Annotated in this window: 22 protein-coding genes and 1 pseudogene; 21 read left to right on the forward strand and 2 right to left on the reverse strand. The window is 44.0% G+C overall.

The window, feature by feature from the left end:
• The 18 genes from priA to I4V84_RS10095 all read left to right on the forward strand — a co-directional run bounded on the left by priA (window position 1) and on the right by I4V84_RS10095 (window position 21,378).
• A complete protein-coding gene (gene priA, locus I4V84_RS10010) occupies window positions 1-2,229 on the forward strand; it encodes a primosomal protein N' (protein ID WP_187565062.1) in 2,229 nt (742 codons plus the stop codon).
• A 93-nt stretch (window positions 2,230-2,322) separates the two neighbouring features.
• Window positions 2,323-2,805, forward strand: a complete 483-nt coding sequence (gene def, locus I4V84_RS10015; protein ID WP_118578240.1) for a peptide deformylase — start codon at window positions 2,323-2,325, stop codon at window positions 2,803-2,805.
• On the forward strand, window positions 2,806-3,762 hold the full coding sequence (fmt, locus tag I4V84_RS10020; RefSeq protein ID WP_195991843.1) for a methionyl-tRNA formyltransferase: 957 nt from the start codon (window positions 2,806-2,808) through the stop codon (window positions 3,760-3,762).
• Between the two features lie 4 nt (window positions 3,763-3,766).
• A complete protein-coding gene (locus I4V84_RS10025) occupies window positions 3,767-4,480 on the forward strand; it encodes a zinc metallopeptidase (protein ID WP_173718149.1) in 714 nt (237 codons plus the stop codon).
• Window positions 4,473-5,822, forward strand: coding sequence for a 16S rRNA (cytosine(967)-C(5))-methyltransferase RsmB (gene rsmB / locus I4V84_RS10030; protein WP_187565061.1), 1,350 nt, complete (start codon window positions 4,473-4,475; stop codon window positions 5,820-5,822). Before I4V84_RS10025 ends, rsmB begins: the two co-directional genes overlap by 8 nt.
• A 10-nt stretch (window positions 5,823-5,832) precedes the next feature.
• Complete coding sequence (gene rlmN / locus I4V84_RS10035; protein ID WP_187565060.1) at window positions 5,833-6,873, forward strand: 23S rRNA (adenine(2503)-C(2))-methyltransferase RlmN; 1,041 nt, start codon at window positions 5,833-5,835, stop codon at window positions 6,871-6,873.
• Window positions 6,874-6,934: 61 nt separating this feature from the next.
• Window positions 6,935-7,681, forward strand: a complete 747-nt coding sequence (locus tag I4V84_RS10040) for a Stp1/IreP family PP2C-type Ser/Thr phosphatase (RefSeq protein ID WP_118578191.1) — start codon at window positions 6,935-6,937, stop codon at window positions 7,679-7,681.
• Window positions 7,675-9,915 carry a Stk1 family PASTA domain-containing Ser/Thr kinase gene (pknB, locus tag I4V84_RS10045; RefSeq protein ID WP_195991844.1) on the forward strand — a complete coding sequence of 747 codons (2,241 nt, stop codon included), beginning with the start codon at window positions 7,675-7,677 and terminating at the stop codon, window positions 9,913-9,915. The genes I4V84_RS10040 and pknB overlap by 7 nt, the downstream gene beginning before the upstream one ends.
• Window positions 9,916-9,918: 3 nt before the next feature.
• Entirely contained in the window at window positions 9,919-10,797 is an 879-nt protein-coding gene (gene rsgA, locus I4V84_RS10050; protein ID WP_118578193.1) for a ribosome small subunit-dependent GTPase A, read from the forward strand.
• Between the two features lie 4 nt (window positions 10,798-10,801).
• Entirely contained in the window at window positions 10,802-11,473 is a 672-nt protein-coding gene (gene rpe / locus I4V84_RS10055) for a ribulose-phosphate 3-epimerase (RefSeq protein WP_118578194.1), read from the forward strand.
• An 8-nt stretch (window positions 11,474-11,481) separates the two neighbouring features.
• Window positions 11,482-12,159: a thiamine diphosphokinase gene (locus tag I4V84_RS10060; RefSeq protein WP_118578195.1), complete on the forward strand. Its 678-nt coding sequence runs from the start codon at window positions 11,482-11,484 to the stop codon at window positions 12,157-12,159.
• A gap of 247 nt (window positions 12,160-12,406) precedes the next feature.
• Complete coding sequence (ychF, locus tag I4V84_RS10065; protein ID WP_021926448.1) at window positions 12,407-13,504, forward strand: redox-regulated ATPase YchF; 1,098 nt, start codon at window positions 12,407-12,409, stop codon at window positions 13,502-13,504.
• Between the two features lie 29 nt (window positions 13,505-13,533).
• A complete protein-coding gene (lgt, locus tag I4V84_RS10070) occupies window positions 13,534-14,892 on the forward strand; it encodes a prolipoprotein diacylglyceryl transferase (RefSeq protein WP_195991845.1) in 1,359 nt (452 codons plus the stop codon).
• A 392-nt stretch (window positions 14,893-15,284) separates the two neighbouring features.
• Window positions 15,285-15,716, forward strand: coding sequence for a division/cell wall cluster transcriptional repressor MraZ (mraZ, locus tag I4V84_RS10075; protein ID WP_118578197.1), 432 nt, complete (start codon window positions 15,285-15,287; stop codon window positions 15,714-15,716).
• A gap of 36 nt (window positions 15,717-15,752) precedes the next feature.
• A complete protein-coding gene (gene rsmH / locus I4V84_RS10080; RefSeq protein WP_148461134.1) occupies window positions 15,753-16,688 on the forward strand; it encodes a 16S rRNA (cytosine(1402)-N(4))-methyltransferase RsmH in 936 nt (311 codons plus the stop codon).
• 14 nt (window positions 16,689-16,702) lie between these two features.
• Entirely contained in the window at window positions 16,703-17,263 is a 561-nt protein-coding gene (locus I4V84_RS10085) for a septum formation initiator family protein (RefSeq protein ID WP_118578198.1), read from the forward strand.
• Window positions 17,264-17,379: 116 nt separating this feature from the next.
• Window positions 17,380-19,536, forward strand: a complete 2,157-nt coding sequence (locus tag I4V84_RS10090) for a penicillin-binding transpeptidase domain-containing protein (protein WP_243284069.1) — start codon at window positions 17,380-17,382, stop codon at window positions 19,534-19,536.
• Window positions 19,537-19,665: 129 nt separating this feature from the next.
• Window positions 19,666-21,378, forward strand: coding sequence for a penicillin-binding transpeptidase domain-containing protein (locus I4V84_RS10095; protein ID WP_195991848.1), 1,713 nt, complete (start codon window positions 19,666-19,668; stop codon window positions 21,376-21,378).
• Here the strand turns inward: I4V84_RS10095 and I4V84_RS20520 are convergent.
• Window positions 21,312-21,497, reverse strand: a complete 186-nt coding sequence (locus tag I4V84_RS20520) for a DUF6783 domain-containing protein (protein WP_306467719.1) — start codon at window positions 21,495-21,497, stop codon at window positions 21,312-21,314. The two genes, I4V84_RS10095 and I4V84_RS20520, sit on opposite strands and share 67 nt — an antisense overlap.
• On the opposite strand from I4V84_RS20520, the pseudogene I4V84_RS20525 reads away from it, so the two are divergent.
• The 3 genes and pseudogenes from I4V84_RS20525 to murD form a co-directional block, all read left to right on the forward strand.
• A pseudogene (locus I4V84_RS20525) lies at window positions 21,435-21,614 on the forward strand (DUF6783 domain-containing protein); the annotation flags it as partial. The gene I4V84_RS20520 and the pseudogene I4V84_RS20525 sit on opposite strands and share 63 nt — an antisense overlap.
• Window positions 21,615-21,822: 208 nt before the next feature.
• Complete coding sequence (gene mraY, locus I4V84_RS10100) at window positions 21,823-22,779, forward strand: phospho-N-acetylmuramoyl-pentapeptide-transferase (protein WP_148461137.1); 957 nt, start codon at window positions 21,823-21,825, stop codon at window positions 22,777-22,779.
• Between the two features lie 63 nt (window positions 22,780-22,842).
• Window positions 22,843-24,198: a UDP-N-acetylmuramoyl-L-alanine--D-glutamate ligase gene (gene murD, locus I4V84_RS10105; RefSeq protein WP_195991850.1), complete on the forward strand. Its 1,356-nt coding sequence runs from the start codon at window positions 22,843-22,845 to the stop codon at window positions 24,196-24,198.
• Here the strand turns inward: murD and I4V84_RS20530 are convergent.
• The gene (locus tag I4V84_RS20530; protein WP_313719216.1) at window positions 24,112-24,402 is read right to left on the reverse strand and encodes a DUF6783 domain-containing protein; all 291 of its coding nucleotides are present in this window, start codon (window positions 24,400-24,402) and stop codon (window positions 24,112-24,114) included. The genes murD and I4V84_RS20530 overlap by 87 nt on opposite strands.
• Between the last annotated feature and the right edge of the window lie 10 nt (window positions 24,403-24,412).

A 24,412-nucleotide genomic window follows, 5' to 3' on the forward strand; every position in this document is an offset into this window, starting at 1 on the left:
ATGACATATGCAGATATTATTGTAGACATTTCCCATGAGAAGCTGGATAAAAGCTTTCAATATCTGGTTCCGGAGAAACTGAAGGAAGAGATACAGGTGGGAATGGTGGTTTCCATTCCATTTGGAAGAGGAAATCATGTGCGCAAGGGATATGTAGTGGGGATTTCTGGTGAGCCTAAAGTAAAGGGAATCCAGCTCAAATCTGTTGCCGGTATTGAAAATGATCAGGAAACCACAGAATCCAGGCTGATCGCGCTGGCAGGGTGGATGAAAGAAAATTATGGCTCTACCATGATCCAGGCTCTGAAAACAGTTCTTCCTATTCAGAAAAAGATGAAAGCCCAGGAAAAAAGGTGGATAACCCTTCTGATTTCCAGAGAAGATGGGGAAAAGCTTCTGGAAGAGCTCAGCATGACCAGATTTAAAGCACGTATCCGCCTTCTGGAAGCACTCTTGCAGAATGAAAATGGGAAAATTGAGACTGCCTGGGCTTCAAAGGAGCTTGGCACTACGGCTTCTGTCCTGAGATATTTTGAAGAACAGGGGATTGCTTCTGTGGAGTCAGATGAAGTGTATAGAAATGCAGTTGCAGATGCAGAGAATATTCCGCATGTGGCACCAGCAGTATTAAGTATATCCCAGCAAATGGCTGTGAATCAGATCTTATCAGAATGGGAACACCCGGATCCGAGACCGGTTCTTCTTCACGGAGTTACCGGCAGTGGAAAAACGGAAGTATATATGGAGCTGATCGATAAGGTGATAAAGGAAGGCGGTCAGGCAATCGTGCTGATTCCGGAAATTGCGCTGACTTATCAGACTGTACGGCGATTTTATGGTCGTTTTGGTGATAAGGTGTCGGTAATTAACTCCAGACTTTCCCTGGGAGAGCGTTATGACCAGTTTAAAAGAGCCAAACAGGGAGAACTGCAGGTTATGGTGGGACCCCGTTCAGCACTTTTTACTCCTTTTGGAAGGCTGAGGCTGATCATTATTGATGAGGAGCATGAATCTTCTTATAAAAGTGAAAACAGTCCAAGGTATCACGCCCGGGAAACGGCTATCCACAGAGCAAAGCTGGAAGGCGCAAGAGTAATTCTTGGTTCTGCAACTCCATCTATGGAAGCGTATTACAGGGCGAAAGAAGGAGAATATGTCCTTGTAAAGCTGGAAGCCAGATTTGAAGAAAGACCTCTTCCCAGGGTATCAATTATTGACATGAGGGAACAACTAAAAAAAGGAAACCGCCTTGCCCTCAGTCTGGAACTGAGAGAAGACCTGAGCCAGTGCCTGAAAAAAGGGGAGCAGGCCATGTTGTTTCTCAACCGCCGTGGCTACGCAGGGTTTGTTTCATGCCGTTCCTGCGGTCATGTAATGAAATGTCCTCACTGTGACGTTTCCTTAAGTGAGCATAATGGCAGAAAGCTGATCTGTCATTATTGTGGTTATGAAACTGTGAAACCGGACAAATGTCCAGTCTGTTCTTCCCCATATATAGGCGGTTTTAAAGCGGGAACCCAGCAGATCCAGCAGGTGGTAGAAAAAGAATTTCCAGAGGCAAGAGTTCTTCGAATGGATTACGACACTACAAGAGCTAAGGGAAGCTATGAAAAAATTCTGTCTGCTTTTTCCAGGCATGAGGCCGATATTTTGATTGGAACCCAGATGATCGTCAAGGGACATGATTTCCCGGATGTTACGCTTGTGGGGATCCTTGCTGCAGATTTATCCCTGAATGCTGATGATTATCGCAGTGGTGAGCGCACTTTTCAGCTTCTTACCCAGGCGGTGGGACGAGCAGGAAGAGGAAGGAAAGAAGGCCATGCCTTGATCCAGACTTATAGTCCGGATCATTACAGCATACAGACAGCTGCAAAGCAGGATTACGAAGAATTTTACCAGGAAGAGATGGGATACCGTCTTCTTATGGATTATCCCCCGGCTGCCCATATGATGGCAGTGCTTGGTTCTTCGGAGGATGAGAAGCTTCTTGAGACAGCCATGCACTATCTTGGTCTGTTTACAGGAAAAATATATGCGGGAAAAGATCTTCATGTGATCGGTCCCGCCCCTGCGTCTGTAGGGAAAGTAAAGGATGTATACAGAAGAGTACTTTATCTGAAACATGAGAATTATGATCTGCTTGTCCGAATAAAGGACAGGCTGGAGGAATATATAGAAATCAATTCCGGCTTCAGAAAAGTTAATATACAATTTGATTTTTCATAAGGCGAAATACCGGAAATAAAGGGCTGCGTTAAGGTGCAGGGCTTTGAAACAACGGGTATTTCCAAATTCAAAGATAAAGGAGATAACACAGAGATGGCACTTAGAACAATCAGAACAGAGGGAGATTCCGTTTTGGAAAAAATCTGCAGACCAGTAGAGAAAATCGACAAACGTACAAAGGATCTGGTAGGAGACATGCTGGAAACCATGTATGACGCATGCGGTGTTGGCCTTGCAGCTCCCCAGGTGGGTATATTAAAGAGAATCGTAGTGATCGATATTGGAGATGGTCCAATTATTCTTATCAATCCGGAAATTCTTATGACATCCGGTGAGCAGACAGGCGAGGAGGGATGTTTAAGTGTTCCGGGAATGTCCGGTCAGGTTACCCGCCCAAATTATGTGAAGGTAAAAGCTCTTGATATGGATATGAATGAGCAGATATATGAAGGAGAAGGACTCCTTGCCCGTGCATTTTGTCATGAGCTGGATCATCTTGACGGAAAAATGTACACACGTCTGGTTGAAGGTGAATTACATCATGTAAGTTATGACAATGAGGAGGAAGAGGAATAAATGAAAATTGTTTATATGGGAACGCCGGATTTTGCAGTTAATCCCCTTCATGCACTGGCTGAAGCTGGCTATGAGGTGGCAGGTGTTATAACCCAGCCGGATAAGCCGAAGGGAAGGGGAAAGACTATGCTTCCCACTCCTGTAAAGGAAGAGGCAATGAAACATGGGTTCCCGGTTTACCAGCCTGTGAAGGTACGCAATCCGGAATTTTTACAGGTTCTGGAGAAAATGGAACCCGATATTATTGTGGTAGCTGCCTTTGGACAGATCATTCCCAAAAGCATTCTGGAGCTTCCGAAATACGGATGTATTAACATCCATGCATCCCTGCTTCCGAAATACCGCGGTGCAGCTCCTATTCAGCAGGCGGTTATTGATGGGGAAAAGGAGTCTGGTGTTACGATCATGAGAATGGGCACAGGTCTTGATACAGGAGATATGATTTCAAAAATCGTAGTGCCGATTGCAAAAGATGAGACGGGCGGAACTCTGTTTGATAAGCTTGCAGAAGCAGGAGCGAAGCTTCTTGTTGAGACATTGCCTCACATTTTTGATGGCACAGCTGTTTACGAGAAACAGCCGGAGGAAAGCCCTACTCCATATGCCGGTATGATCACCAAACAGATGGGATTGATCAATTTCGGGAAATCAGCCGAGGAACTGGAAAGACTGGTGCGAGGTTTAAATCCGTGGCCAAGCGCATTTACCTTCTGGAATGGAAAAACTTTGAAGGTATGGGAAAGCTTTGTAGTAAAAAGTGAAGAAACTGGCGCAGAAAAGCCAGAACCTGGAACAGTAGTAAAAACAGACAAAAAAGGAATTTACGTGGCTTGCGGTGAGGATGTTCTGGTACTTTCACAGGTACAGTTAGAAGGAAAAAAGAGAATGGATGCGGATGCATTCCTTCGAGGATGTCATATAGAAACCGGAAGCAGATTCACAGATAAAAAGGAGTGATCTTATGTACGGATATGGATATCCTTATGGATTTTATGTTGATCCTACTTATGTATTGCTGATCATTGGAATGGTGCTGGCACTGGCTGCATCTGGAAAGATGAAAAGCACTTTTGCACGTTATCAGCAGGTGCGCAGCCATTCAGGTCTTACAGGAGCTCAGACTGCCCAGAGGATTTTAAATGCAGCCGGAATTTACGACGTAACGATTGTTCCAATTTCCGGAAGCCTTACAGATCATTATGATCCGAGAACAAAGAGGCTGGCACTTTCACAGGACGTATATGGAAGAACTTCTGTGGCAGCTGTATGTGTCGCTGCCCATGAGTGTGGTCATGCCATTCAGCACAATATAAATTATGCACCGCTGAATATCCGTTCAGCTATTGTTCCGGTGGCAAATATCGGATCTTCCCTTTCCTGGCCGATTTTTCTTCTGGGACTGATCCTTTCCATACCGGCACTTACAACTGTAGGAATTGTGCTGTTTTCACTGGCGGTACTGTTTCAGCTTGTAACACTTCCGGTAGAATTCAATGCTTCCTCAAGAGCTTTGAAAATGCTGGAAAGCACAGGAATTTTAAGCCGCGAGGAAAACAAAGGTGCGAAGAAGGTTCTTACAGCGGCAGCCCTTACTTATGTAGCAGCTCTTGCTTCTTCCATTTTACAGCTTCTGAGACTGATCATACTTTCCGGAGGTAGAAGACGGGATGATTAACGGAATCAATTCCAGGGAGATGATCCTGGAAATTTTACTTGAAATCGAAGAGGGCGAGCACAGCCACGTGGCAATTCGGAATGCCCTTTCCAAATATCAGTTCCTTCCCAAACAGGACCGGGCATTTATCACCCGTGTCTGTGAAGGAACGCTGGAATACCGGATCCAGATTGATTACATTATCAATTCTTTTTCCAAGGTGACAGTTGATAAGATGAAGCCTGCAATCCGGGAAATTTTAAGAAGTGCAGTATATCAGCTGAAATACATGGATAGTGTGCCAGACAGCGCAGTGTGCAATGAGGCTGTGAAGCTGGCGCAAAGAAAAGGTTTTTATAATCTGAAGCCTTTTGTAAATGGTGTTCTTCGTACCATAGCCCGGGAAATGGATCAGGTCCGGTTCCCTCAAAAAGAAGATGATCTGTTGAAATATCTTTCTGTAAAGTATTCCATGCCAGAGGTGCTGGTAACCAGGTGGCTGGAAGCCTATGGAGAAGAAACAACAGAGAAGATACTGGCGGATTTTCTTACGGAACATCCTCTTACCATCAGATGCCGGACTTATCTGAATTCCAAGGAAGAGGTTATAAAAAGCCTGGAAAGTCAAGGCGTTCATGTAGCACCTGCACCATATCTGTCTTATGCATACAGCATTTCTGAATTTAACCATATTCTTGCACTGGATGCTTTTATCAAGGGTAAAATTGTCGTGCAGGATGTTAGTTCCATGCTGGTTGCGGAGGTTGCAGATCCGAAGAAGGGTGATTATGTTATTGACGTGTGTGCTGCGCCAGGTGGAAAGAGTCTTCATATGGGAGACAAGATGGAGGGATATGGAACGGTAGATGCAAGAGATGTAAGCCAGTATAAAGTCAATCTGATCGAGGAAAACATCCAGCGTACCAATTCTATTAATGTACAGGCAAGAGTGCAGGATGCTACTATTTTTGATCAGGATTCAGAACTGCTTGCAGATGTCGTAATTGCAGATGTACCTTGTTCCGGGTATGGAGTGATCGGCAAGAAGCCGGAGATCAAATACCGTGTTACGCCACAGAAACAGGATGAAATAGTGATTCTGCAGAGAACCATTCTGGATCGCGCAGCAAACTATGTGAAGCCAAGAGGAGAGCTGATCTTCAGTACCTGTACCATTGCAAAAGAAGAAAACGAAGAGAACATGATGTGGTTTTTGAATAATTATCCGTTTAAGCTGGAGAGCCTGGATCCTTATCTTCCAGAGGAGCTGCACTCAGAGACAACTGCACTTGGATATCTGCAGCTGCTCCCGGGAGTACATAAGACAGACGGTTTCTTTATTGCGAAATTCAGAAGAAAATAGGAATATAAATATGACAGACATTAAGTCGATGACGAAAGACGAACTGAAAAATCTGATGACCGAACTGGGAGAGAAACCCTTTCGGGCAAAGCAGATCTACAGCTGGTTACATGAACATCTGGTAACCTCTTATGATGAGATGGGAAACATACCAGGAAAACTAAAAGAAAAACTGAAAGACTATCCCATAGCGGCATTGGAAATGGTGGATGAACAGGTTTCTGCCATTGACGGCACAAGAAAATATCTGTTCCGCCTTTCTGATGGAAATGTGATCGAGAGTGTTCTTATGCGTTATAAGCATGGAAATTCCGTATGTATTTCGTCACAGGTAGGCTGTAAAATGGGGTGCCGTTTTTGTGCTTCCACTATTGGAGGCTGGACAAGAAACCTTCTTCCTTCGGAAATGCTGGATCAGATTTACAGGATCCAGAGCATAACGGGAGAGCGGGTATCTAATGTAGTAGTAATGGGAACTGGCGAACCTATGGATAATTATGATAATATTGTACGCTTTGTACATCTGCTTTCCGATGAAAATGGTCTTAACATCAGCCAGAGGAATATCACCGTATCGACCTGCGGAATTGTTCCAAAAATTTATGAGCTTGCAAAGGAAAAACTGCAGATTACCCTTGCCTTGTCTCTGCATGCACCAAATGATGAAAAAAGACAGGAGCTTATGCCTATTGCACAGCGGTACAGTATGGACGAAGTCCTGGATGCATGCCGCAATTATTTTCAGGAGACTGGAAGGAGAATTACTTTTGAATACAGTCTTGTGGCTGGTGTTAATGACAGTGACGAAGATGCAAGAGAGTTGAGCAGCAGAATCCATGATATTAATTGTCATGTAAATCTAATCCCGGTAAACCCTATTAAGGAGCGTTCTTACAGGCGTTCTACGCATCAGGCTGTAGAGAATTTTAAAATAAAACTTGAAAAATGCGGAATTAATGTTACTATTAGAAGGGAAATGGGCAGTGACATAGACGGTGCTTGTGGACAATTACGAAAAAGTTATATGGAAAAAAGTTACGATCCGCAGTAACGAAAAACTGATGTTGCTATGTTGAACAACAGTACGAAAAGGACAGAAAGCGAGAAGTGACATGAGGGTATATTCAGCTACGAATATAGGAATGAAGCGGAAGATGAACCAGGATTATGTGTTCGCTTCCCAGGACACAGTTGGAAATCTCCCGAACCTCTTTGCTGTTGCTGATGGAATGGGAGGGCACAATGCAGGTGATTATGCCTCCTCTCACGCGGTCAGGATACTGGTAGATGAAATCAGGGAGGATACGGATTATAATCCTGTAAAGGTAATCCGCCATGCCATTGAGACTGCGAATACAGAAATTATAGAACAGGCGCAGAAGGATGAGAAGCTTCGTGGAATGGGAACTACCATGGTAGTAGCCACCATTGTAGGTCAGTATGCTTATGTTGCCAATGTGGGAGACAGCAGACTATATGTGGTGGATAAACAGCTGAGGCAGATTACCAGGGATCATTCACTGGTTCAGGAAATGGTAAGAATGGGTGAAATCACTGCTGAGGAGGCAAGAAATCATCCGGATAAAAACATTATCACCAGAGCTCTGGGAGCAGAAAAAACTGTAGACGTGGATTTCTTTGATATGCGTCTGGAACCGGGAAGTACGATCCTGATGTGTTCCGATGGTCTCAGCAATATGGTGGAAGACAAAAAAATGGAAGAAATCATATTGAATTCTGATGAGGATATCACCTGGAAGGGAAATACTCTTATCCAGGAAGCCAACAACAACGGCGGCAAGGATAACATTGCAATCATATTGATAGAACCATTCACGAATGAGGTGGAAACATGTTAAAGACAGGTATGATTATAGCAGAACGCTATGAAATTGTAAGTAAAATCGGTACCGGCGGAATGGCGGACGTATATAAGGCAATGGACCATAAACTAAACCGTTTTGTGGCAGTTAAGGTTCTGAAGCCGGAATTCAGGGAAGATGCAACTTTTGTAAAGAAATTCAGAAGTGAAGCGCAGGCAGCAGCAGGTCTTACCCATCCAAACATAGTAAATGTATTTGATGTAGGCGATGATGAGGGTGTTTATTATATCGTAATGGAGCTGATCGAGGGAATCACTCTTAAGGAGTATATTTCCAAGAAAGGCAAGCTTTCGGTAAAGGAAGCTACCAGTATTGCCATTCAGGTATCTATGGGACTTGAGGCAGCACACAGCCACGGCATTGTACATCGTGATGTGAAGCCTCAGAATATTATTATTTCCACAGACGGCAAAGTAAAGGTAACAGACTTTGGAATTGCAAGAGCTGCTTCTTCCAATACCATCAGCTCTAATGTTATGGGGTCTGTACATTACAGCTCACCGGAGCAGGTACGAGGTGGCTACAGCGATGAGAAGAGTGATATCTACTCACTTGGTATCACCTTATATGAGATGGTAACAGGACGTGTTCCTTTTGACGGAGATACTACAGTTGCCATTGCAATCAAACATCTTCAGGAAGAGATGGTACCGCCAAGTGTTTATTCCCCGGATCTGCCGTACAGTCTGGAACAGATCATTATGAAATGCACCCAGAAGAGTGTGGACCGCAGATATAATAAGATGGAGGACGTGATCGAGGATCTGAAGCATTCTCTTATTGACCCGCAGGGAGATTTTGTGAAGCTTACATCTGTAGATACAGATGCTAAGACGGTTGTAATTTCTGATGAAGAGCTTGGAGAGATCAAGCATACTCCGAAGCAGACTCTTAAGCCGGATATAGAAACTCTGGAAAAAGAACTGAATGAGACAAACTACGATGATGATGACGATTTCGAGTATGATAATAAGGAAGAGAGCTCGAAAGGCTCCAGAAAGAACCGGGATCGTGAACGAAGCAGAGAGCGGGAAGAGAGAGAAAGACGTATCAAAAAGCAGAAAAGAGGCGTCAGTGTAGCTGGAAGTATTATTGCTCTGATCATAGGTGCCGCAGTTCTGATCGCGGTAATTCTTGTTGTGGGAAAGGCAGCAGGTCTGATCGGAGACAGCAAGGATTCTTCTTTGGATCAGCAGAATCAGCAGGCACAGGTTACCCAGGCTGCTGACGAAGATGATGGTATGGTACCAGTACCTGATCTTATCGGTAAGACAGAGGCTGAGGCACAGGAACTTTGCGCTTCTGTAAATATCGGAATGACCTACAAAGGTGAAGAGGCTTCCACACAGGAAAAAGGCAAGATTTCTTCACAGGATCCTGTACAGGGAACAAAGGTAGCTAAAAATTCAACTGTTAACTATTATTTAAGTAAAGGTTCTGAGTCCGTTACCCTTACAGATATGTTCGGTCAGAATGGCGCTTTGGCGCAGGAAACTCTGGAAAGCCAGGGCTTAACGGTTCAGATCAATAAGATTTACCCGGATGAAAGTCAGTCTTCTATGGTAGACATTGGATGTGTCCTTGATACTGAGCCAGCGGCAGGAACTACTGTCAAGGCAGGCGATACAGTTACTCTTACTATCAGCCGTGGTATTAATTATGGTGACAGTGTACAGGTGCCAGATGTAACCGGAATGGAGAAGAATGATGCAATTGCCAAGCTTGGCAAATTCATTAATATTAATGTGGAAATGCAGATGAGCACAGACGTTGCAGAGGGAACTGTTATCTCTCAGGATCCTATAGGATATACAGATGACAACCCGGTATATGCAGATCCGGATAACGATACGATCACTCTTACTGTAAGCAGTGGAAGTCAGGATACTTCTTCACAGAATACTGAGGATCAGAGTTCCTCTGATACTACTGCAGCAGCAAATGGCGAAGTATGGAAATGTACACAGAAACTGAATACGCCTACCGGATATAATGGAGGTCTGATCAGACTGGAGCTTGTTCAGAATGTAGGCGGCGCTCCAAAAGCAAGCTCTGTGGTAGAAGGACAGCAGCTTACTTTCCCATATCAGCTGGATATTACAGGTGCACCAGGAGTTGCTGAGGGTACTTTATATCTGTCTGAGCAGCAATCTGATGGAAGCTATCAGGAACTTGGCCATTATCCTCTTACTTTTGAGAAGGTTGAGTAATCCATGCAGGGAAAGATCATTAAAGGAATTGCAGGCTTCTATTATATCTATGCGGAAGACGGCAATGTTTACGAATGTAAAGCAAAAGGAATTTTTCGAAAGGATAATTTCAAGCCTCTGGTAGGTGATAATGTGGAGATTACCGTTTTGAATGAGGAGGAGAAGGAAGGCAGTGTAACTTCCATTCTTCCCCGCCGCAATTCACTTATCCGTCCTGCTGTTGCCAACGTAGATCAGGCATTTTTGATTTTTGCCATGGAGAATCCAAAGCCTAACTTTCTTCTTCTGGACCGCTTTCTGATTATGATGAAGCAGCAGGAAATTCCTGCAGTTATCTGCTTCAATAAGAAAGATGTGGGAGAGAAGGAAGAAATGGAAAAGCTTTACGAAATCTACACTGGATGTGGATATCGTGTAGTGCTTTCCAGTACCTATGAGGGAGAGGGAATGGACGAGATCCATGAGATACTGAAGGGAAAAACAACAGTAGTTGCAGGACCTTCCGGTGTGGGGAAATCTTCCATTACCAACTGTATGCAGGGTGAAGTGCAGATGGAGACTGGTGAGATCAGCAAAAAACTGAAGCGCGGCAAGCATACCACCAGACATTCCCAGGTAATCCCGGTGGAGAAGAATACTTTCCTGGTGGATACTCCGGGATTTTCTTCTTTGTATCTTACCGATATGAAGGAAGAGGAGCTTCGGGATTACTTCCCGGAATTTGTAATGTATGAGCCGCAATGCCGGTTTCAGGGGTGTATGCACATTCATGAACCGGGCTGTGCAGTGAAGAAAGCTCTGTCTGAAGGTAAAATTAGTCAGCAGCGGTATGACAACTATCTGGCTTTATATGAGGAATTAAAAGAGAAAAGGAGATACTAAAACTATGTATCAGCTATGCCCTTCCATTTTATCAGCGGATTTTAACCGTCTGGGCGAACAGATTAAAATTCTTGAAAACGAAGGAGTTGAATGGCTCCATATTGATGTTATGGATGGAGATTTTGTACCGAGCATTTCCTTTGGTATGCCGGTGATCAAATCCATCCGTAAAGAATCCAAGATGTTTTTTGATGTTCATCTTATGGTGACAGAGCCGGAAAGATACATTCAGGATTTTGTAAATTGTGGTGCGGATTCCATCACCGTTCATGCTGAGGCATGTGAGGATCTGGAACGTACTATAGAGCGTATCAAGGATGCAGGAGTGAAAGTTGGTGTTTCCATCAAGCCTGCAACTCCGGTAAATGATATCAGCCATATGCTTGAGGATGTGGATATGGTTTTGGTAATGACTGTTCAGCCTGGCTTTGGCGGACAGAAATATATGGACGAGTGTACAGAGAAGATTCAGGAACTGAGAGAACTGATCGACAAAGAGAATCTGAATGTGGATATTGAGGTTGACGGTGGAATCAATGAAGGTACCATAGAGACTGTTATGAAAGCTGGTGCCAATATCTTTGTTGCCGGATCCTGGGTATTCGGCGGTGATATTGCCCAGAATGTCCGCCATATTCAGAAACAGATCGAAGAGATTGGTGACAGGATTGAGTGAGAGATAGAATGATAGATACAGTAATCGTAAGCGGGGGCATGATCCAGAAAGATTTTGCCCTCGATTTTATAAGAAAAATAGAAGAAGAGCGAAAAGGAAAGAAGCTGCTTTTGCTGGCGGCTGACAGAGGACTGGATTTCTTTCTGGAAACAGGTCTTGTCCCGGATATTGTGGACGGTGATTTTGACAGTTTATCAGGTGCTGGAAAGGCATATCTGGAGAGTCTTGACCATACAGAAATTGTCAGACTGAATCCTGAAAAGGATGATACAGATACCCAGTCTACTTTAAATCTGGCAATAAGAAGAGGGGCAAAGAATATTCTTATTCTTGGCGCAACTGGTGGAAGACTGGATCATTTTATTGGAAACATGGGACTTTTGGAATATGGCAGACAAAAGGGTGTCAATGTGATCCTGGCAGATGCTCAGAATTACATCTGTCTTGTGGAAAATGGCTATATTATTCGAAAAGACAGTCAGTTCGGAAAATATATTTCTTTTTTCGCAGCCGGTGAAACGGTTGAAGGTCTTACTTTGAAGGGGTTTAAATACCCATTGGATCATTACCGCCTTACTACAGATAACTGCGGCCGCACCGTTAGCAACGAGATCCAGGAAGAAAAGGCCAAGGTACTCTACGAAAAAGGCAGTCTTCTTATGATCATGTCCAGAGATTTGAAATAAATGATGTATTACAAAAGAGAAACACTTCATATTCAATTGGAAATATGAGGTGTTTTTTCAAATTTATCAGATTGTCCAGAGCTTTTGTCTTGATGGAAAGAGTTGGGTATGCTAAAATAAAAAGATGTATAGAGAAGACAATATGGGGCCGGAAATATATCATATTTTTATTGTTTGTGGTATAATAGCAAAAGAATGGCGTAAAGAAATGTCAAACGCCCCTAAAAATAAGGAGAAATAGGATAAAATGAAATTAGGTATCGTTGGACTTCCAAATGTAGGAAAAAGTACACTTTTTAATTCCCTGACAAAGGCTGGTGCAGAATCTGCGAACTATCCCTTCTGTACCATTGACCCGAATGTGGGAGTTGTTACTGTGCCGGATGAAAGACTTGCACTGCTTGGTGATTTTTATCATTCCAAGAAAGTGACACCGGCCGTTATAGAATTTGTTGACATTGCAGGACTTGTAAAGGGCGCTTCTAAGGGAGAAGGTCTTGGAAACCAGTTCCTTGCAAACATCCGTGAAGTTGATGCAATCGTTCATGTAGTACGCTGTTTTGAGGATACCAATGTAATTCACGTAGATGGAAGCATCGACCCGATCCGTGATATTGAGACTATCAACCTGGAGCTCATTTTCTCTGATCTTGAGATCCTGGAGAGAAGAATTGCAAAGGTTACCAAGACTGCCCGTATGGACAAAGAAGCTGCAAAAGAGCTTGATTTCCTTCAGAAGATCAAGAAATGGTTGGAAGACGGCAAAATGGCCATCACTATGGAACTGGAGAATGAGGATGAGGAAGCATGGATGGGAACATACAATCTGCTCACTCAGAAACCGGTTATTTACGCTGCAAATGTTGCAGAAGACGATCTTGCAAATGATGGTGCTGACAATGCGCATGTACAGGCTGTAAGAAAATATGCTGCAGAGCAGAACAGTGAGATTTTCGTAATCTGTGCACAGATCGAGGAAGAGATTTCCGAACTGGATGAGGATGAGAGAAAAATGTTCCTGGAGGATCTTGGACTCAAGGAATCAGGACTTGAGAAGCTGGTTAAGGCAAGTTATCATCTCCTTGGACTTATGAGCTTCCTGACCTCCGGAGAAGATGAGACCAGAGCATGGACCATCAAGATTGGAACCAAGGCTCCGCAGGCAGCAGGTAAGATTCATTCTGATTTTGAGCGTGGATTCATTAAGGCTGAGGTGGTAAACTATCAGGATCTTCTTGACTGTGGCTCCTATGCAGGCGCAAGAGAAAAAGGTCTTGTAAGAATGGAAGGTAAGGATTACGTAGTACAGGATGGCGATGTGATCTTATTCCGTTTCAATGTCTGATAAGTAATAGAAACAGAGGGATAGCATAAATGTCAATTCAGTTTCCGAATCTAGGAATAAACCTGGGTTATGTGGGGAAATCCATTCAAATATTTGGATTTGAGATTACATTTTTTGGCCTTGTAATAGCTCTGGGAATGCTTCTGGGAATGGGATTTGTGATTCTGGAAGCGAAGCGCTGCGGCGAGAATAAAGACGATTATCTGGAAATGATGATCATGTCCCTGCTTCTGGGTGTGGTCGGATCCAGAATGCTTTATGTTTTATGTTCCTGGAATCTTTATAAGGGCAATATTATTGAGATCTTTAATGTGAGAAATGGCGGACTTACATTCTACGGCGGTCTGTTTGGAGGAATGCTGGGAGCAGCCATTTACTGCGGCGTGCGCAGAAAATCTTTTATGCAGATGGCAGATACTGCCAGCATGGGAATCGTTATTGCGCAGATAATAGGAAGGTGGGGGGATTTCTTTAACAGGGAATCTTTCGGTGAGTATACCAACAGCATATTTGCAATGCAGCTCCCTTTATCTGCTGTGCGTTCCAGCGAAGTGACATCTGCAATGAGGGAAAACCTGGAGACAATAGGTGGAACTTCTTATATTCAAGTACATCCGGTTTTCTTATACGAGAGTCTTTGGTGTCTGCTTTTGTTTCTCCTGATGCTTGTGTGGAAGCGCAAAAAACATTTCCACGGAGAAGTATTTCTGAAATATCTGGCAGGATATGGTCTCGGACGATTTTGCATAGAACTTCTTCGAACAGACAAGCTTATGATTCCGGGAACTTCTGTTGGAATTTCCCAGCTGATCTCAGCAGCAATGTTTGTAATCTGTGCTATGATCGCAGTTGTGGAAGAAACCATGGCGAAAAAGAGGGCGGCAAGGCGCAGACGCAGGAGAGAACAGGACTATGAAGCGCAGGAAAGAGCAGCCAGAGAAGCTGAAGCAGAAGAGTACAGAGACCGGCTCAGACTGGAGAGAGCTTTTGCAGATGGAGATGCCGCAGGTGTTCGGGAAGTCTATAACGGAACAGCATCTGCTTATGAACATGATTCCGAAGAATCAGAAGAAACTTCGTCTGTGGAAGAAGAGCATCCGGAAGAAAATTCTCGGGATGAAGAGAACACAGAGAAAATCGTGGAAGAGGAAAATTCAGTTGCTGAGGATTTCTATGAGGAGGACTCAGAGAAAGATACAGAAGAAATTTCTGAGGAGGAAGCCTTTCCAGAAGCTTCCGGTACAGAAAATCATGTGGAAGAAAATGCCAGGATTTCTGAAGAAGAAACTGTTGCTGCGAAGAATCCGACAGCTTCAGAAGAAGATGAATGGTTGTATAGCCAGCCGCGCAGATTTGCGAAAAAACCTGCCCATGAGCAGGAAGATTGATCATATGATTGTCAGATATCTGAATCTGGTCTGAACAAAACGTCATTTTGGTGGGGGCGAATCCCACTGAAGTGGCGTTTTTTTGTGTGTAACCGGAAATTCCGCTGGAATTTCCGGTGATATAAAAAGTCCTGCAGGGCAGGATTTATTTGTATATAAAAATTTTTTGACTGCATTTTCGCTGTTTGTAAGGACTTTGTAACAGAATTATGTAATAGATTTCATAATTTCCCACTTGTAATTTAGGGGCAAATGGGTTAGAATGGGTTCATAAGTGGTAGGAAGTGGAGAAAAGTGGTGACAAATGGGGACGAAGTGGCAGAACTTCCATTTGTTTCCCGTCATGAGATACGAGGGGGAGACTCGTATTTCACGAGAGTAGGTGAGTTTTTATGTTCATGGGCGAGTACAATCACACAATCGACGCGAAGGGGCGTTTGATCATCCCGGCGAAATTTCGGGAACCTTTAGGTGAGGAATTTGTTCTTACCAGAGGACTTGATGGTTGTCTTTATATTTATCCTATGGATGAATGGGAAGCCTTTGAAGAGAAACTCCGTGCATTACCACTTACAAATAAAGACGCTAGAGCCTTTTCGCGCTTCTTTGTTGCAGGTGCAACAACATGTGAACTGGACAAGCAGGGGAGAATTCTCGTACCACAGACGTTACGTGAGTTCGCTGGTCTGGAGAAAGATGTTATTCTGGCTGGAAACTTAAGCAGAGTAGAAGTCTGGAGCAAGGAGAAATGGAGCGAGAATTGCAATTATGACGATATGGACAGCATTGCTGCCGACATGGAGAACATGGGAATCGTCATCTGAGCATAAAATAAGCGAGAAATCCAACAGGAGACGGAAATGGAATTTAAACACAAATCTGTATTACTGGACGAGACCGTTGGCGGGCTGAATATTAAGCCGGATGGAATCTATGTGGATGGCACTTTGGGCGGCGCAGGACATGCCATTGAGGTATGCAGGAAACTTTCTGCCAAGGGGAGATTTATTGGTATAGATCAAGACCAGGATGCGATAATTGCTGCGAGTGAACGGCTTGCCGCCTTTGACCAGGTGACAATCATTCGCAGCAATTATTGTTACATGGTACAGGAGCTTGCCGCAAGGGGAATTCACAAGGTTGATGGTATTGTTCTGGATTTGGGAGTATCCTCCTATCAGCTGGACAATGAGGAACGTGGATTTACCTATCGGGTAGATGCACCTCTTGACATGCGCATGGATCAGAGACAGACACAGACTGCCAGTGACATTGTTAACGGTTATGAAGAAAGAGAACTGTATCGCATTATCCGCGATTACGGTGAAGATAAATTTGCGAAAAATATCGCGAAACATATAGTAGCAGCAAGACAGCAGAGCCCCATTATGACAACGGGTCAGCTTACACAGATCATCCGGGAATCCATACCTATGAAGATACAGGCAGCAGGAGGTCATCCGGCTAAGCGTACGTTCCAGGCAATCAGAATTGAGCTGAATAAGGAACTGGATGTTCTTCGTGATTCACTTGATGGGATGATCGATCTTCTGGATGATGGCGGAAGGCTTTGCATTATTACGTTCCATTCACTGGAAGACAGAATTGTAAAAACAATTTTTCGAAAAAATGAGAACCCGTGTACCTGTCCACCGGATTTTCCGGTATGTGTGTGCGGAAAGAAATCCAAGGGGAGAGTTATCACAAGGAAGCCAATTCTTCCAAGTGATGAAGAAATGGAAGAAAACCCGCGTTCTAAGAGTGCTAAGCTTAGAATTTTTGAAAAAAAAGTTTAAAAGAAGGGTAAAAAATGGCGGAGACAGGCAGACATACGAATACTGTGTCAGGTAAAAGACGTCCACAAAATGTGTATGTTGATGGCAACACTGTCCGAAAAGTCCAGGAAGTTCCTGAGCGGAGAGAGTACCGTCAGCCAGAGCATTCTGTTCGTAAAAATAAGGCAAAACCAGAGCTGACCACACCAGAGCAGCAGGTCCGGGGGAACAAGCCGCTTAGTAAGGCAGCCAGGAGAAACCGTGCGAAAGCCAATAATATGAACCGTAATTTTGCCATATTTCTGGCTGCACTTGGTATCCTTATTGTGTTTTGCAGTATTAATTATCTGAAACTGAAAACAGAATGCACCAGTAAAAGAAGCCAGCTGGCCACTCTTGAATCCCAACTGGCCGAGCTGAAAGAAGACAACGATGCATATGAGAGCCAGGTGACTTCAAGTGTTGACCTTGAAAGAATCCGGAAAATCGCCATCGGACGTCTGGGCATGAAATATCCAAGCAACCAGCAGACAGAAACCTATGCGACTGAAGGCGGCAGCTACGTAAGACAGTATCAGGACGTGACCGGGAAGTAATGGGAATGAAGGCAGGTGTTTGATTGACTACTCTGAGAAGAAAAACAAAAAGAAAACCTATAAAAAAAATAAATCACAGTATGAAAAAAAAGCTGTCAATACTGCTCTTTTGCGTATTGGGAGCTTTAATCGTTTTATTGGGAGTTATCACTTATATTAATTTTCAAAGTGGTGACAAGTATAAGAAACAGGTGCTGAGTCAGGCTCAGCAAAAATACCAGAATCGCACAATGCCAGCGAAACGAGGGACAATCTATGATCGAAATGGCAACATTCTGGCAACGAGCAACAAGGTGTATAATGTTGTACTGGACTGTAAAGCTGTAAATTCAGATGAGGATTATCTGGATCCTACGGTGAATGCTCTGGTTACCATATTTGGCCTTGATGAAGGAGAACTCCGTACCAGGCTTACTTCTGATAAGACCAGGGAGAGTCAGTATCAGATCGTGAAAAAGCAGGTCTCCATGGATGATAAGAAAGCATTCGAGGATTACTGCAGCATACCAGATGATACGGAAATGACCAGGGAAGAAATTCAGGAGAAAAACAATATCCAGGGTGTATGGTTTGAAGAAGATTACCTGAGAGTCTATCCATATAATGAGCTGGCCTGTGATACGTTGGGATTTACTTTTTCCCGAGATACTGCGGACTATGGAATTGAGGGCTACTACAATAGCAGCCTGACAGGAATTGATGGCCGACAGTACGGATATTTCAGTGATGATTCTAATGTGGAGCAAACCATTATCGAAGCTTCTGACGGAAACAGTCTGGAGCTTAGCCTTGATCTTGGAACACAGCAGATTGTGGAAAAATGGGTAAATGCCTTTAAGGAATCTACTGGCGCCAAAAATATAGGAGTGATCGTGGAAGACCCTTCAAGTGGTGAAATCCTTGCCATGGATGGGGGCGACCGATATGATCTTAATGATCCACGTAATCTGTCTTCCTTATATTCAGCAGATGAGATTGCTGCTATGAATGACAGTGAGACCATGGATGCTCTAAGCGCCATGTGGAATAACTTTTGTGTAACCGACATTTACGAACCTGGTTCTGTTGTGAAGCCCATTGTTATGGCAGCTGCTCTGGAACAGGGAAAAATATCCACCAGTGATACCTTCTATTGTGATGGTTACCAGAATTTTGGTGTGCCAGGAAATATGACCACCATCAAATGTGCAAATATTTACGGACACGGAATGGAAACCCTTGCGGAAGTAATCGCAAATTCCTGTAACGATGCCATGATGCAGATTGGTGCAAAGATGGGAGTTGAAAATTTTCTGAAAGCACAGAGTACTTTCAATTTCGGAAGCCGGACAGGAATCGATCTTCCAAATGAGGGATATGGTATTATGCATACTGTTGATACCATGCATGAGACAGAGCTTGCGTGTTCTGCATTTGGTCAGGGATTCAGCTGTACTATGATCCAGGAAATCAATGCAATGTGTTCGGTTATCAATGGCGGCTACTATTATCAGCCACATCTTGTGACAAAAGTCAAAGACGCCAGCGGTGCAACTGTGAAGACAATCAGCCCGCTTCTTCAGAAGCAGACTATTTCTTCCAGCATTTCCGCTGATATCAGAAGCTATATGCAGGCCAGTGTAGAGCAGGGTACCAGTATGACGTCAAAGGTACAGGGTTACAGCTCAGGCGGTAAAACAGGAACTGCGGAGAAATTCCCCCGTGGAAATGGTAAATACGTGGTTTCCTTTATCGGATTTGCCCCGGTTGATGACCCGCAGGTTCTGATCTATGTGGTAATTGACGAGCCAAATGTAGAGGATCAGGCCAGCAGTATTTATCCACAGTATGTGGCACAGGCAATTCTTTCCGAGCTTCTGCCATACATGAATATTCAGCCCGATCAGTCTACAGACGGAACTGTTCCGGAGACAGAGCTTTGGGAGAAATTTAATGGTCATGTAAATACTATATCTGACAGTCAGATTGATGAAAATGGAAATCTGGTGGATGAAGAGGGCAACCTCATTGACTGGGATGGCAATCGGATTGACGAAAATGGTTACCTGCTGAATAGTGACGGAAGTTATCAGATCAATGCAAACGGAGAGTATATAAAATCTGCTAACCTTGATGGAATCAGCGATTCCTACACTGGTTCAGCCAGGGAAACTCTGCCGGAGGCTGTTTCTGATACCAATGTTCCGGGACCTCCGGAAGATAACACGGATCCCATTGAGGATAACAATATGGAGAGTGAAGGCCTGACTAACGAGGAAGCCGGACTGGATTAGAAATACTGTCCATAGGTGGCATAGTATTGGCAGGAAATAAAAAAACAGACTGTTCACCATAATACAACACATACCTCCATCTGAAATTATCATATATTAGTTATGATGATTTCAGATGGGGATTTTTTTATGAAAAAAACTATGACCTTTCACAGGAAAAAAATATGGATGGTTTTTCTTGTATGTGCACTTATGCTTCTGGGACTTGTGGGAAGGCTTGTTTACCTGATGGGGATTCGGTCGGATTACTATTACCAGAAAGCAGAAGAACTTCATGAAAGAGAACGAGTCATTAAGGCTGCAAGAGGACAGATACTGGATGCAAAAGGGAGGATTCTGGCAGATAATAAAACTGTATGTACTATTTCCGTTATTCACAGTCAGATTAAGGACCCACAGAAGGTTATTGAGGTCTTGTCAAAAGAGTTGGAAATAGATACTGACACAGTGCGTAAAAAAGTTGAAAAAATATCTTCAATTGAACGAATTAAGACAAATGTGGAAAAATCTGTGGGAGATGTGATACGTGGGTATGAACTGGATGGTGTGAAAGTGGATGAGGATTATAAGCGGTATTATCCTTACGGATCTCTGGCTTCCAAGGTTCTGGGATTTACAGGCGGTGACAATCAGGGGATAATTGGCCTGGAAGTGAAATATGAGGAAATTTTAAAGGGACAGGCGGGAAAAATCCTGACCACAACAGATGCCAGAGGCGTGGAAATCGACCAGATCGGAGAAAGCAGGGAAGATCCGGTGGCAGGGGAAAACCTGAAAATCAGTCTGGATGTGGATCTGCAGCAGTATGCTCAGCAGGCGGCCCTGAAAGTAATGGAAGAAAAACAGGCTGCGCGTGTTTCCATACTTCTTATGAATCCGCAGAACGGAGAAATTTATGTATGTGTTAATGTGCCGGAATTTGATCTGAACGATCCTTTTATATTGAATACGGACGTGGACACTTCAGGACTGAATGAACAGGAAAAACAGGATCTTCTGAACCAGATGTGGAGAAATCCCTGCCTGAACGATACATATGAGCCCGGTTCTACCTTTAAGATCATTACCATGTCTGCAGGTCTGGAGGCTGGCGTGGTTTCCGTAAATGACAGATTTTTCTGTCCGGGGTATAAGCTGGTGGATGACAGGCGGATTCACTGTGCAAGGAGAACAGGACACGGTTCCCAGAGCTTTGTGGAAGGTGCCCAGAATTCCTGCAATCCGGTTTTTATTGAAGTGGGTCTGAGACTTGGGGTGGAAAACTATTATCATTATTTCAAGGAGTTTGGACTTTTGAAGAAGACAGGTGTAGATCTGCCGGGAGAGGCTGGAACGATCATGCATAAAATGGAAAATATGGGGAATGTGGAGCTGGCAACAGTTGCTTTTGGCCAGTCTTTTCAGATTACGCCAATTCAGCTGGCGACCACAGTCAGTTCTCTGATCAATGGGGGGAGGCGGATCACACCTCATTTTGGGGTATCCGTTCTGAGCTCAGATGGCACCAGCGGAAGAAAGCTGGAATATCCGGTGGAAACGGGGATTATTTCGGAAAAAACATCAGAGACAGTAAGAGGAATTCTGGAGAAAGTAGTGTCAGAAGGTTCCGGAAGAAATGCCCGGATCGAGGGATGCACAGTGGGGGGCAAGACGGCTACTTCCCAGACTTTGCCAAGAAGTGCCAACCGGTATATTTCTTCCTTTCTTGGTTTTATGCCTGCGGAAGATCCACAGATCCTGGGGCTTTGCATTATACATGACCCGCAGGGCGTGTATTACGGAGGAACCATTGCGGCACCTGTGATAAAGAATATTTTTGAGGCGGTGCTAGAGCGTGTTTGAAAAATCATTCCCGCAATCTGCACGCCCCACTTTGCGGGAGATTTCACCCGAATTCGGTTGCCGTAGCCCGCTACGGCGCCCTCATCCGGGCAAAATCTCCCACAAATTGTGACGCACATCTTGCAGAAAGCCTTTTTCAAACACGCTCTAAATCAGAAAAAAGAAAGATAAGCTTCGGTGATCGGTCAGGCTGTGAGCAAGGAGAAGTATGTTACCGGTCACGAAGTAAGCAGTAAACAATGTGGGGATATTATCTTGCAAAAACCAAGCTATGGGTTGATAAATAAGGGGAAAAGCTTTATACTATAAGATGCTTTAAAAAGTTTAGAGCGTGTTTGAAAATGGTTTCTGCAAGATGTGTGTCACAATTTGAGGAAGATTGCGGAATGCTTTTTTAAACAGACTCTGGAACGAAAAAAACGAAAGAATTAAAGAGGTGTGAGGATGGAATTTCATATTGTGATCCCGGTACTGATTTCCTTCGCAATCAGTGCAGTATTAGGACCTGTTATTATTCCTTTTCTGCGTAAGCTGAAAATGGGACAGACAGAGAGAACAGAGGGCGTACAGTCGCATCTGAAAAAGGCCGGAACCCCGACTATGGGCGGCGTGATCTTTCTGATATCCACGATTATTACTTCATTGTTTTATGTAAAAGATTATCCCAAGATTATCCCGGTTCTGTTCCTGACTCTGGGATTCGGACTGATCGGTTTTCTGGATGATTATCTGAAGGTAGTCCTTAGAAGATCTGACGGACTTCTTCCATGGCAGAAATTTCTGCTTCAGGTAGTGGTAACAGGTATTTTTACTTTCTACCTGCTGCGGTATACAGATGTGTCTCTGACCATGCGTATTCCATTCTGGGGGGGACATTATCTGAATCTTGGCTGGCTGGCTGTACCGGTGCTGTTCTTTGCAGTGATCGGAACGGTAAATGGCGTAAACTTTACTGACGGTGTAGATGGTCTTGCTACCAGCGTTACCCTGATCGTAGCCGTATTTTTCACGGTTGTATCCATTGGAACCCAGTCAGGTATCGAGCCTGTCACCTGTGCTGTTATCGGCGGACTGATGGGATTTTTACTTTACAATGTATACCCGGCAAGTGTGTTCATGGGAGATACAGGATCTCTGGCGCTTGGTGGATTTGTGGCAGGTGTGGCTTATATGCTGCAGATGCCTCTGTTTATACTGATCGTGGGACTGATCTATCTGGTTGAGGTATTGTCCGTTATGATCCAGGTAACCTATTTCAAAGCAACACATGGCAAACGTATTTTCAAAATGGCGCCTATCCATCATCATTTTGAGCTTTGCGGATGGTCAGAAGCCAGAGTAGTTGCAGTGTTTACTATTGTGACTGCAATTATGTGCCTGATCGGACTTTTAGCCCTGTAAGAGCTGCCTGAAAAGGGAGAATTCCGGGGCATCCATTGCAAGGCATTAAGGAGGAAATAAATCATGGAATTAAAAGGAAAAAAAGTTCTGGTTTTCGGAGCCGGAAAAAGCGGTATCGGCGCAGCTGATCTTCTGAATGCAGTTGGTGCCTGCCCGGTTCTCTACGATGGAAAAGCAGATCTGGATAAAGAAAGCGTATTACATAAAATCAGTGGAAATTATGAACTTCCCATCTATGCAGGAGAGCTGCCGAAGGAAGTTCAGGAAAGCCTGGATCTTGTGGTATTAAGTCCTGGAGTTCCCACAGATCTTCCAATTGTAAAAGGTTTTTATGATCAGGGACTTCCTGTGTGGGGCGAGGTTGAACTGGCTTATCAGACTGGAAAGGGTGAAGTTCTTGCAATTACCGGAACAAACGGAAAAACTACAACAACAGCCCTTCTTGGGAAAATCATGTCAGATGCACGCCCATCTGTATTTGTTGTTGGAAATATTGGAACTCCGTATACTTCCAAGTCACTGGAGATGACAGATGAGACGGTCACAGTTGCAGAGATCAGCAGCTTCCAGCTTGAGACTATCTGGAAATTTGCTCCAAGGGTAAGCGCCATTTTGAATATCACAGAGGATCATCTGAACCGTCATCATACAATGGCTGAGTATATCCGCGTGAAAGAGCTGATCACAAGCAACCAGGGTCCGGAGGATGTATGTGTGCTGAATTATGAGGATGAAATCCTTCGTGAATTTGGCAAAAGCATTGTGCCAAAGGCTGTATATTTTTCCAGTGCAAGAGAACTTGAACAGGGTATTTTCCTGAGAGGAGACCAGATTATTCTTCGTACAGAGAAAGAGGCGATTCCGGTTGTGAGAACAGGAGAGCTGAAGCTTCTTGGTACACACAATTTTGAGAATGTAATGGCAGCAGTGGCCATGGCTTACTACGCAGGTGTTGATATGGATAGCATCCGTAGGAGTATCTGTGAGTTTACAGCCGTGGAGCACAGAATTGAGTATGTAACTGAGAAAAACGGTGTGGCATATTATAACGATTCAAAGGGAACCAACCCGGATGCGGCTATTAAGGGAATCCAGGCAATGAACCGTCCGACTCTTCTGATCGGCGGCGGATATGATAAGGAATCCAGCTATGATGAGTGGATCCAGGCATTTGACGGCAAAGTAAGGTATCTGGTACTTATTGGTCAGACGAAAGAGAAAATTAAGGCTGCGGCTGAGAAGAATGGCTTTCATGATGTTATTCTCTGTGAGGATCTGAAAGAAGCTGTGCAGGTGTGTGCGGATAAGGCAAACGCCGGGGACGCGGTCCTTTTATCTCCTGCATGCGCAAGCTGGGGTCAGTTTGACAATTATGAGCAGAGAGGCCAGATGTTTAAGGAGTATGTGAGAGCACTGTAATATACCGCAAATTGCAGCGTACATCTTGAAGAAAGCCTTTTGGAGGCATGCTCTGGAGCTTGTTTGAAAAATCATTCCTGTAATCTGCACGTTCCGTTTTGCAGTATATTTCACTCGAACTCGGTTGTCGTAGCCATAGAATGTGATTGGCGGCAGGTACAGAAACTTATGATTTATTTCATAGAATACCCGGATCTGGCATATGCTTTAACCA

It is taken from the genome of Ruminococcus sp. 1001713B170207_170306_F1, assembly GCF_015668065.1.
Classification (GTDB): Bacteria; Bacillota; Clostridia; order Lachnospirales; family Lachnospiraceae; genus Blautia_A; species Blautia_A faecis.

What these genes read in the sequence shown, in the direction of transcription:
- mraZ (WP_118578197.1), top strand. Translation starts at nt 15,285, where the DNA reads ATGTTCATGGGCGAGTACAATCACACAATCGACGCGAAGGGGCGTTTG.
- I4V84_RS10085 (WP_118578198.1), top strand. Translation starts at nt 16,703, where the DNA reads ATGGCGGAGACAGGCAGACATACGAATACTGTGTCAGGTAAAAGACGT.
- ychF (WP_021926448.1), top strand. Translation starts at nt 12,407, where the DNA reads ATGAAATTAGGTATCGTTGGACTTCCAAATGTAGGAAAAAGTACACTT.
- I4V84_RS10040 (WP_118578191.1), top strand. Translation starts at nt 6,935, where the DNA reads ATGAGGGTATATTCAGCTACGAATATAGGAATGAAGCGGAAGATGAAC.
- rsmH (WP_148461134.1), top strand. Translation starts at nt 15,753, where the DNA reads ATGGAATTTAAACACAAATCTGTATTACTGGACGAGACCGTTGGCGGG.
- murD (WP_195991850.1), top strand. Translation starts at nt 22,843, where the DNA reads ATGGAATTAAAAGGAAAAAAAGTTCTGGTTTTCGGAGCCGGAAAAAGC.
- pknB (WP_195991844.1), top strand. Translation starts at nt 7,675, where the DNA reads ATGTTAAAGACAGGTATGATTATAGCAGAACGCTATGAAATTGTAAGT.
- priA (WP_187565062.1), top strand. Translation starts at nt 1, where the DNA reads ATGACATATGCAGATATTATTGTAGACATTTCCCATGAGAAGCTGGAT.
- fmt (WP_195991843.1), top strand. Translation starts at nt 2,806, where the DNA reads ATGAAAATTGTTTATATGGGAACGCCGGATTTTGCAGTTAATCCCCTT.
- I4V84_RS10025 (WP_173718149.1), top strand. Translation starts at nt 3,767, where the DNA reads ATGTACGGATATGGATATCCTTATGGATTTTATGTTGATCCTACTTAT.
- I4V84_RS10060 (WP_118578195.1), top strand. Translation starts at nt 11,482, where the DNA reads ATGATAGATACAGTAATCGTAAGCGGGGGCATGATCCAGAAAGATTTT.
- I4V84_RS20520 (WP_306467719.1), bottom strand. Translation starts at nt 21,497, where the DNA reads ATGTGCGTCACAATTTGTGGGAGATTTTGCCCGGATGAGGGCGCCGTA.
- lgt (WP_195991845.1), top strand. Translation starts at nt 13,534, where the DNA reads ATGTCAATTCAGTTTCCGAATCTAGGAATAAACCTGGGTTATGTGGGG.
- rlmN (WP_187565060.1), top strand. Translation starts at nt 5,833, where the DNA reads ATGACAGACATTAAGTCGATGACGAAAGACGAACTGAAAAATCTGATG.
- def (WP_118578240.1), top strand. Translation starts at nt 2,323, where the DNA reads ATGGCACTTAGAACAATCAGAACAGAGGGAGATTCCGTTTTGGAAAAA.
- rpe (WP_118578194.1), top strand. Translation starts at nt 10,802, where the DNA reads ATGTATCAGCTATGCCCTTCCATTTTATCAGCGGATTTTAACCGTCTG.
- rsgA (WP_118578193.1), top strand. Translation starts at nt 9,919, where the DNA reads ATGCAGGGAAAGATCATTAAAGGAATTGCAGGCTTCTATTATATCTAT.
- I4V84_RS10095 (WP_195991848.1), top strand. Translation starts at nt 19,666, where the DNA reads ATGAAAAAAACTATGACCTTTCACAGGAAAAAAATATGGATGGTTTTT.
- mraY (WP_148461137.1), top strand. Translation starts at nt 21,823, where the DNA reads ATGGAATTTCATATTGTGATCCCGGTACTGATTTCCTTCGCAATCAGT.
- rsmB (WP_187565061.1), top strand. Translation starts at nt 4,473, where the DNA reads ATGATTAACGGAATCAATTCCAGGGAGATGATCCTGGAAATTTTACTT.